Raw genomic sequence first — 8,583 nt, forward strand, 5'->3', positions numbered from 1 at the left:
GGCTGCGGGCCTCCTGGCGGCGCAGCCAGCAGTACGGGGTGCCGCCGGACGAGGTGCTGCCGCGCTTCACCGGCTCGGTCGACACCGGCTCGCTGCTGTTCGAGTGCGGGTCGCAGGTGCTCACCGGGCTGCACGCGACGATCGCCGGCGAGCCGGTCAGCCTGATGGTCGCCGACCGCGAGGGTCTGGTCCTGCTGCGGCTCTGCGACGACGCGGGGATGCGGCGCTCGCTGGACGCGGTGCACCTCGCGCCGGGCTTCTACTACTCCGAGCGGCAGGCCGGCACCAACGGCCTGGGCCTCTCCCTGGCCGACCGCGCCCCCTCGCTGGTCCGGGCGGCGGACCACTACTGCGCCGAGCTGCGCGGCTACACCTGCGCGGCCGTCCCCGTGCTGGACCCGGTCAGCGGCGAGCTGGCGGGGTCGATCAACCTCACCACCTGGTCGGAGAGCTCCTCCGAGCTGCTGCTGGCCCTGGCCCAGGCCGCGGCCGGCGCGACGAGCGGGCTGATGCTGGCGCGCTCCACCGGGCGGCGGGCCGGATCGGCGCCCCGTGGCGAGGTCTTCCGGGTGGTCCCCGGGGCCGCCGACGAGGAGGACCCGTGCGTCTCCCCCGGGTGGCGGTCGGCCCTCGCGGCGGCGCGGGCGGCCGACGCCGCGGGCCGGGTGGTCGCCGTCGTCGGTGAGCCCGGGGTCGGCAAGTCGACGCTCGCCGTCCTGGCGCGGCGGCGGCGCCCGGGGCCGGGCCGTCGGGTCCTGCACGCCCGCGCCCCCGCCGACGACGGCGCCGCGGCCTGGCTGGAGCTGTGGACCCCGGAGCTGCGCGACCCCCGGGTGCACGTCGTCGTGTCGGGCACCGAGCGGCTGCCGGCGTGGGCGGCCGAGGAGCTCGCCGCCGCCCTGACCGCGGCGCGGCGGACCGACGGCCACCCGCAGCCGTTCGTCCTGACCAGCCGGGAGTACGCCGCGCTCCCCGCGCCGCTGGCGCTGCTCGTCGACGCGGTCGTCGAGGTGCCGCCGCTGCGCCTGCGCACCGAGGACGTGATGGCGGTGGCGCACGCCGTCGCCCGGGCCGAACGGCACCGCCCGGTCGGCTTCACCGCCCGGGCGGTGCGTGCGCTGACCGGCTGCCCGTGGCCGGGGAACACCCGCCAGCTGCGCCGGGTGGTGCGGGAGGCCGTCGCCCGCGCCGACGTCGTCGACGTCCACCACCTCGCCGCGGAGGTCCTCGACGGCGGCTCCCGGCCGCTGAGCCGCCTGGAGCGGCTGGAGCGCGACGAGATCGTCCGGTGCCTCACCGAGCCGGGCACCACGGTCACCCGCGCCGCGCAGGTGCTCGGCATCGGCCGCGCGACCCTGTACCGCAAGATCGCGCACTACGGCCTGGCGCTGCCTGACGCACCGGGCTGACCGCGGGCCGGCTCAGCGGTGGGCGGCCGCGCGGTGGCGGGCCAGCACGTCCATCCCGAAGTCGGCCGCGGGGTCGCGCCAGACCGAGTGCGCGTGGTCGGCCCCGCGCTGGGTGTTGTCCCACTCGACGAGCAGCCGTGGTCCCTGCACCCGGTAGTAGTGCGGCGCCCCAGGCTCCATGGGCCCGGCCCAGGCGACGTGCACCGCGTCGAGGACGGTGTCGTCGTCGTACCTCCGGGACGGCGACACCCCCTCGGGCACGCGGTCGAGGTAGGTGCCCAGCAGCGCCCGCAGCAGCCCGCGCTGCTCGGTGTCGAGCTCCGCGGCCGCGACGCCCTTCGGCTCGGCGCTGTAGGCGACGGCCGCGTGCTCGGTCTCCCCGTACCCGGAGGCCTCGTCGATCGCGTCGCTCACCGCCTGCAGCCTCGCCTGCTCGTCGTCGTCGGGGAACCGCGCGTCGCGCCAGATGCCGGCCAGCGGGACGACCCGGTCGCCCGGGGCGACGCTGGTGCGGTTGGCGGTGACCAGGTCCGACGGTGCCCGATCCAGCAGCACGGCGCGGCCGGCCAGGTCCGGCGGCAGCGAGCGGACCAGGTCGCGGGCGAGGTCCTCCACCCGGCCGAGCGGTCGGTTCACCGCGCCACCGAGCAGCGGGGACGCCGCCGGGTCGGCGCCCAGGAAGCACGGCGTGGTGGCGACGACGGCGCCGTCGACGACGAGGTTGTTCAGCGACACGTGGTGCCCGCCGAACCGCCACCCCCACGTCCCCCGCCCGCCGGGCTCGCCGAACACCCGAAGGTGGTAGAGCCCCGGGTCGCGGCCGCGGTCGCGATCGAAACGGGCGACGAAACCCTCGGCCTGGTCGAGCACGTTCTCCAGGCCGATGACCGTCGCGACGGTGACGTACGCGGGCGTGGACAGCCCGGAAGCCACCAGGCGCATTGCGGCCCGCTGCTGCGCCGGCCGCTGGGCGTGGAAGGTCAGCCCGCCGTGGTCGGTGGGCGTGTAGAACCAGCGCCGGCGCTCGGCGTCCGACGCGTCGTCGGCAGGAACGGCGCCCGAGGCCACCCGACGCTGCTCCGCATCCAGCCCGTCCAGCCAGGTCGCCGCCGCCTCGGCCATCCGGCGGGCCACCTCACGGGCGGGGCCGTCGTCCGTGGGGGGCTGCGCACCTGCCATGCAGCGATGCTCCCCCCGGGCCCGGCTCCGCGCCGGTCGGGCCCCGCCGTCGGGTCAGCGCCCGGAGACCCGCAGCAGGGACCTGCGGGCCGCGACACCGGTCCGGTCGGCCCTGGCCGACCGGCGGTCGCGCCGCTCTCCTGGCAGCCATGACCACGATCCAGGCCCAGCCCTCCTCCAGCCCTTCGCCCCCGCGTCCGGGTGCCCTGCTGATCGACGAGGTGATGCCCCGGTTCGACGCGAACGTCGTCCAGCACGTCGTCGTGAACGCAGACCCGCGCCATACCTACCGGGCCGTGCTGGACGCCGACCTGATGGACGACCGGCTGACCGGGCTGATGGTCTCCGCCCGGGACCTGCCGAACCGGCTGCGCGCCGGGACGCGTTCCGGGGAGGGGCCGGCGGACGGGGCCGAACCCGGCGCCCGCCCCAGCTTCCGCATGGGCGACCTCGCCGGCGCCGGGTCTGGCTGGGTGGTGCTCCGGGACGAACCCGGGGTCGAACTGCTCGCCGGTCTGGTCGGCCGGTTCTGGCAGCGGGACTACGGCATCGTGCCGGTCACCGCCGAGGAGTTCCTGGCGTTCGACCGCCCCGGCTACGCCAGGACGCTCGCCGGCCTGGTGCTGCACCCGTACGGCGAGGGCCGCACGCTGCTGACCTACGAGAGCCGCACCCGCTGCACCGACGACGCGGCCCGGCGGCGCTTCGCCGCCTACTGGCTCGTCCTGCGGCCCTTCGTCCGCCTGATGCTGCGCGGCGCCCTGGTGTCGATGAAGCGCCACGCCGAGCACGGCCGGTCCCCACGGCCGACGACGAGCTTCGCGCCGCTGGGACCGGTCGGGTCCGGCACGGAGGACGCCCCGCCGTCGGGCGGCTGAGCGGCGCCGGCCCCGGTGCAGCCGCCCCGGGGCCGGGTCACGAGGCCACGGGGCGGATCTCCGCCCGGTCGGCCCCGCCGGTGGACAGCACCGCAGCGGTGGTGCGCCGGGCCGTCTCGAAGACCGCTGACCGGCGCCCGGCGTCCATGACGTCCGGCCCGATGACGGCCAGGTCCTCCGGGGTCGGTGCGAGCACCCGGACCCGGCTCCCGGCGGCGGTCAGCCGGTCGACCTCCTTCTCGAGGCGCCGGGTTGCGTAGGCCCGGAGCGTGCCCTCGAGCCGTGCCCTCGCCCCCCGGCGGGGGTCCCGGCCGGCGAACGCCATGGGCGCCAGCACCACCACCTCGTCGAGGCGGTCGCGGACGAGCACGTCGGCGTTGGTGACCGACACCCCACCTCCGTCGACGTAGCGCCGCCCCGCGATGGCCACCGGCGGGTAGTACCCGGGTGCCGCGCACGAGGCCATGACCGCCTCCGGGAGGGCTGCCGCGGGCGAGCCCGGCCGGCCGAAGACGACGCGGCGCCCCGAGTCGAAGTCCATGGTCACCACCCAGGTCCGGGGCCGATCGGGCCACCCCGCGCCGCCCTGGTGCTCGGCCACGAGCTCACCGACCGGCCGCACCGAGCCCCGCCCGCGCGGCGCGAGAGCGGCCGCGGTCGTCATGAGCGTGTGCCGGCCGGGGCTGCCCAGGGCCCGGGCGGCCAGGGCCAGGTTGCCGGGCAGCAGGACCGGGAACGGGACGTCCCCGACGGCGCGGTGCACGTGGTCGTCGACGTCCAGGGCGTTCACCGGCTCCGTGCCCTCCACCTCCACGCTGCCGCCGGAGAGCCGCCGCACCATCCGCTGCGACGGCACCCCGCAGCCGATCAGCGCGGCGAGCACCGATCCTGCGGAGGTGCCGACGACGACCTCGACCCCCGCGGGGTCGTATCCCTCCACCTCCTGGAGGGCCACGAGGGCGCCGAGCGCCCACGCGCCTCCCAGGGCGGCGCCGGCCCCGATCACCAGACCCCGGCGCGCCGCCGGGTCCGCCGGCAACCGCTCGGTGGCCGGGCCGCGCGGCTCGCCGGTCGCTCTCAGCACGAGGGCACCTCCTCCGGTCGGCTGCCGTGCCACCAGCGTCCCGCCGGGCGGGCGGACCGGCCGGAGGACAACGGCTGCCGTCGCGCGCCGGGGGTCCCGGGCCGGCCGGGCCGGTCGGCCTCTCAGGGAGAGGCGTGCAGCAGGCCGAACGTCGCACCGGCGGGGTCCTCGGCCACGGCGAAGGGCATGCCCGACACCGTGGTCACCGGTACCAGCACCGTGCCACCGAGTTCGCCGACGCGCGCGCACGCCCGGTCGAGGTCGGCCACCCCGAAGTAGGCGAGCCAGTAGCTGGGCACCTCGGCCGGGACCGCGGCGGGCATCGCCAGCAGCCCGGCGACCGGTTCGCCGGCCCGTTCGAACACCCGGTACCCGTCGGCGGGCGGTCCCGCCGTCCAGCCCATGAGCACCGTGTAGAACGCCTCGCTGGCCGCGGGATCGCGGGTCTGGATCTCCACCCAGGCCACCGCGCCCGTCACCCCTCGGGCCGGTGCGGGGCCGCCGGAGGGCTCGATCAGGCCGACCACCGCACCGGCGGGGTCGGCCACCACCGCGATCCGGGCACCGCTGGGCACCTGCGTCGGGGGCTGCAGTGCCGTCGCACCCAGGTCGCCGGCCCGCTCGAGCGCATCGGCCGCGTCCGCGACGCCGAAGAACGGCACCCAGGCCGGGGCCGGGCCGCCCGCCGCCTCCGGCGCCATCATGCCCGCGACCGGGCCGGCGCCGACCGAGCCGACCACGTACCGGCCCACCGGGGTGTCGGCGGACTCCAGTCGCCAGCCGAGCAGGTGGGCGTAGAAGGAGGCCGCGACGTCGACGTCGGGGGTCGTCAGATCGAGCCAGGCGACCGTCCCGACGGTGGCGAGGTCAGCGGGCAGCGGCACCCCCGGGACCAGCGGCGCACGGTTCGGGCCGGGGCGGTCCGTCCCACGCGAGGGTCGATCCGGTGACACCCAGACCCCGCCAGTACTCGTTGGGCGCGTCGTCGGTCCTGGCGAACCAGATGAACGGGCCGACCAGGAGGAAGAGCCCGGGGAAGGACCACACCCCGGTCAGCGCGCTCACCGGCTGCTGATGACCCCGCCGCTCGTAGAGCTGGCCGACCTCGTTGCTGAGCAGGAACGGGGAGACGATGCCGAAGACGATGCTGATCAGGAGGGCCAGCACCCCGCCGAGCCCCTGCCCGCTGTGCCGGCGCATCTCGTCGTGCACCTGGTGGTAGCAGACGAAGGCCCAGATGCCCAGCGTGACGACCACCAGCAGGATCGTCGTGCCCGTCGGCCGCATGCGCCCGGGCTCACCGGTCGGCCGCGGGAACAGGGCGTCGTCCGGAACGCCCGGCACCGCCCCGGGACCCGGCTGCTGCGGGATCCTGGGCTGCTGCCCGGACGCGGCACCGGGGGCCACCGGCCCGCGCGGCGGCGGAGGGGGCGTCGACTGCGGCGAGGTCATGGTCCTCCTCGTTCCCGGACCAGGGGCCTGCTCACGTCGTCCGGGGCCCCCCGGCGCGTGCCGTGGCCAGCCCGGCGCCGAGCACGACGATCCAGAGGACGACGGGGTAGACGATCCAGCGCTCCACCCCGCCCTCGCCGAGCCGGTCGAAGACGGCCAGGTCGCCCAGGAACGTGTAACCGACCAGGAAGGTCAGGGCGACGCCGCCGAACACCACGTGCAGCGGGCGCAGGACCCGGGCCGACAGCCGGGCGGTGGCGATCGCCGCGACGCCGCCGCACAGGAAGGTGGCGAGCGAGACCAGCTGGTGCACCGCCATCACCGTGTTCCCCGGGAAGACGCCGACACCGATCATCCCGATGCCCAGCCCCAGCACCGGGACGGTCGCCACGAGGCCTGCACGGGAACGGTGCAGGAGCACCGCGGCGACGGCGATGAGGGCGCCCGCGACGACCATCGTGGTGTTGAAGATGGCGGCCGAGGGCTGCCGCACGACGTCGTCGGGCCGCATCGCCGCCAGGTCGCTCACCGTGTTCCGGTGCAGGTCGTAGACCGCCGGGTAGAGCGCCTCCGCGGTCATGATGGCGAGCACGACGGCCGAGCCGGCGACCACCAGGAGCAGCCCGGCGACGCGGCGGTCGGCGGACCGCACCGGCACGCCGGCGGCCGGCTCGGGTCGGTGGCGGGTGTCGGTCATGGCACGGGTCCTCCTCGGGTGGCGGTGGCTGAGGCCGCACCCACCGTGCCCGGCCGGCCGGCCGGGGCGCAGGGCCGGACGACCCACGCCGACGGGACGGTCCGCCCCTCGGGTCCCCCACCTGCGCGCGTCTCAGGCCCCGACCGCCTCCGGAGGCAGGCCCTCGTCGTGCCGGTGGGTGCCCAGGTGCAGCAGCAGCGCGCCGTCCCGGTCATGGGGCGTCGCCCCGGGAGCACCCTGGTCCGGGGTGCCGTAGGCCCCGGTGGCGCGCCGGCCGAGGGCCACGATCACGAGCAGCTCGACGACCAGGCCGGCGGTGATGACGAGCAGCCACTCCATCCCGTCCCCCTGCCGTCGCCCCCCGGGGGCGGGAGCGGCGAGGCTCCCGGCCCTCCGCGTGCAGTGTCGACCGGCGCCCCCCGGCCCGGACCGGGTCTTTCGGTCCCCGCACCCGGGCCCGGCGCCACACGGAGGCGTGACCTGGGGCCGCAGCGCCCGGAGGCCGCGCCGGCGACTCTCGGGACAGCCCACCGGACCGGCGACCGCAGGCCCCTGCGCCGCCCCCGGCGCCCGCACGGAGGGAGCCCCCGCTGCCATGCGATCGCACCCCACGGCCCCGGCGGCGCGCCGGTGGCGTGACCTCTCCCCCCGGCGGCGCGCCCTGCTCGTCGCCCTGGGTGCCGTGCAGCTCGCCCTGGCGGCCGCCGCCTGGACCGATCTCGCCACCCGTCCGGCCGGCCGGGTGAACGGCAGCCGCCGCCGGTGGGCGGTCGTCATCGCGGTCAACTGGGTGGGGCCGCTGGCCTGGTTCCGGTGGGGGCGGCGCTCCGCGGGGTGACGGCTACCGCAACGGAGCTGCGTCCCTCGCAGCAGGGCCCCCGTCCGGGCTGCGTGGTGCCGGTCAGCGCGTCCAGCGGCGCACCGACGTGCGCCGGGCCGCCTTCCAGGCGTCGGCGAGGCGGCGCCGGTGCCCCGCGCCGCGGGCCTCCTCGAGCGCGTGCAGGCGGCCGTAGAGGAACGCGGCACCCGTGGACGGGGTGGTGGCCGCGAGCTCGCGGAGCCGCTGCCGGGTGAGGACGGAGTCCTGGTGCTCCCCCAGCGCCTCCTGCAGGGTCTCCATCGCCCGGGCGAACGCGGCCGCGTCGTCCCCGAAGACGCGCTCGACCGACTCGCCGGCGTAGCGCGCCGCCTTCGCCTTCTTGCGCGCCGCGTGCAGCAGCTCATCGCGCGCGGGCCCGGTCGGGTGCGCGTCGGCCTGCTCCACCAGCCGGCGGACGGCGGTGAAGCTGCGGCCCACCAGGCGCGGCAGCTCCTCCTTCGCCCGGCCGGCGGCGCGGTCGGTGGTGGGTGGGGCCCCGACCAGCTCGTCCAGGGCCGCGAGCAGCCGGTGGTAGCGCTCGCCGTCCAGGTCGGCCAGCAGCCGGTCGTGCGCTGCGCGGTGCGCCCGGCCGAGCTCGGCGAGCACCTGCTCGGCGGCGGGCCCCGCTTCGTCATCGGCAGCCAGGACGGCGGCCACCCGGTCCCGCAGCACCTCCGCGTCCCGCGCCGCCCCGAGCTCCGCCGCGAGCCACGTCAGCTCGCCGCGCAGCGGCCGGACCACCGCTGCCTCGAACAGCGGGGCGAAGGTGGTGAGCGCGCTGCGCAGCCGCCGGGTGGCCACCCGCATCCGGTGCACCGCGTCGGGCAGGTCCAGGCGGGCCGGCAGGTCCTGGGCGCGGATCTGGTCCACCTGCTCGCGCACGTGGGCCAGGACGACGGCACCGGCCGCCGACCTGGCCTTCAGCTTCTCGGGGCGCCGCGCCGCGGCCCCCCGGGCGTCCCCGCCCAGGACGCGGTGCAGCGCCGACGCCGCCGGCCCCGCCGTCAGCCCGCGCTCCCCCAGCC

Annotated in this window: 10 protein-coding genes; 3 read left to right on the forward strand and 7 right to left on the reverse strand. The window is 77.5% G+C overall.

Going from position 1 to position 8,583, the window contains the following annotated elements; translation table 11 throughout:
• On the forward strand, positions 1-1,409 hold a 1,409-nt coding region (locus E9549_RS21715; RefSeq protein WP_236828672.1), incomplete at its 5' end, for a helix-turn-helix domain-containing protein.
• 12 nt (positions 1,410-1,421) lie between these two features.
• Here E9549_RS21715 and E9549_RS21720 read toward each other — a convergent pair.
• On the reverse strand, positions 1,422-2,588 hold the full coding sequence (locus E9549_RS21720; protein WP_236828673.1) for a DUF3500 domain-containing protein: 1,167 nt from the start codon (positions 2,586-2,588) through the stop codon (positions 1,422-1,424).
• Between the two features lie 149 nt (positions 2,589-2,737).
• Between E9549_RS21720 and E9549_RS21725 the strand changes: the two genes are divergently transcribed.
• Entirely contained in the window at positions 2,738-3,466 is a 729-nt protein-coding gene (locus tag E9549_RS21725; protein WP_236828674.1) for a hypothetical protein, read from the forward strand.
• Positions 3,467-3,503: 37 nt separating this feature from the next.
• Here E9549_RS21725 and E9549_RS21730 read toward each other — a convergent pair whose 3' ends face one another.
• The 5 genes from E9549_RS21730 to E9549_RS21750 form a co-directional block, all read right to left on the reverse strand.
• Positions 3,504-4,550 (reverse strand): patatin-like phospholipase family protein, encoded by a 1,047-nt coding sequence (locus tag E9549_RS21730; protein ID WP_236828675.1) that lies wholly within the window; start codon positions 4,548-4,550, stop codon positions 3,504-3,506.
• A 122-nt stretch (positions 4,551-4,672) separates the two neighbouring features.
• Positions 4,673-5,434 (reverse strand): VOC family protein, encoded by a 762-nt coding sequence (locus E9549_RS21735; protein WP_236828676.1) that lies wholly within the window; start codon positions 5,432-5,434, stop codon positions 4,673-4,675.
• A complete protein-coding gene (locus E9549_RS21740) occupies positions 5,418-6,002 on the reverse strand; it encodes a DUF4234 domain-containing protein (protein ID WP_236828677.1) in 585 nt (194 codons plus the stop codon). Before E9549_RS21740 ends, E9549_RS21735 begins: the two co-directional genes overlap by 17 nt.
• Before the next feature lie 31 nt (positions 6,003-6,033).
• A complete protein-coding gene (locus E9549_RS21745; protein WP_236828678.1) occupies positions 6,034-6,699 on the reverse strand; it encodes a DUF998 domain-containing protein in 666 nt (221 codons plus the stop codon).
• A gap of 132 nt (positions 6,700-6,831) precedes the next feature.
• Complete coding sequence (locus E9549_RS21750) at positions 6,832-7,038, reverse strand: hypothetical protein (RefSeq protein WP_236828679.1); 207 nt, start codon at positions 7,036-7,038, stop codon at positions 6,832-6,834.
• Between the two features lie 256 nt (positions 7,039-7,294).
• On the opposite strand from E9549_RS21750, the gene E9549_RS21755 reads away from it, so the two are divergent.
• Complete coding sequence (locus E9549_RS21755; protein WP_236828680.1) at positions 7,295-7,537, forward strand: PLDc N-terminal domain-containing protein; 243 nt, start codon at positions 7,295-7,297, stop codon at positions 7,535-7,537.
• 63 nt (positions 7,538-7,600) lie between these two features.
• On the opposite strand, the gene E9549_RS21760 is transcribed toward E9549_RS21755, so the two are convergent.
• Positions 7,601-8,583 (reverse strand): CHAD domain-containing protein (locus E9549_RS21760; protein ID WP_236828681.1); only part of this gene is annotated, 983 nt, incomplete at its 5' end.

It is taken from the genome of Blastococcus sp. MG754426, assembly GCF_021699055.1.
Classification (GTDB): Bacteria; Actinomycetota; Actinomycetes; order Mycobacteriales; family Geodermatophilaceae; genus Blastococcus.

Bases quoted from the DNA above. Each gene is read 5' to 3' on its own strand.
- E9549_RS21720 (WP_236828673.1), bottom strand. From the start codon at position 2,588: ATGGCAGGTGCGCAGCCCCCCACGGACGACGGCCCCGCCCGTGAGGTG.
- E9549_RS21755 (WP_236828680.1), top strand. From the start codon at position 7,295: ATGCGATCGCACCCCACGGCCCCGGCGGCGCGCCGGTGGCGTGACCTC.
- E9549_RS21745 (WP_236828678.1), bottom strand. From the start codon at position 6,699: ATGACCGACACCCGCCACCGACCCGAGCCGGCCGCCGGCGTGCCGGTG.
- E9549_RS21740 (WP_236828677.1), bottom strand. From the start codon at position 6,002: ATGACCTCGCCGCAGTCGACGCCCCCTCCGCCGCCGCGCGGGCCGGTG.
- E9549_RS21750 (WP_236828679.1), bottom strand. From the start codon at position 7,038: ATGGAGTGGCTGCTCGTCATCACCGCCGGCCTGGTCGTCGAGCTGCTC.
- E9549_RS21725 (WP_236828674.1), top strand. From the start codon at position 2,738: ATGACCACGATCCAGGCCCAGCCCTCCTCCAGCCCTTCGCCCCCGCGT.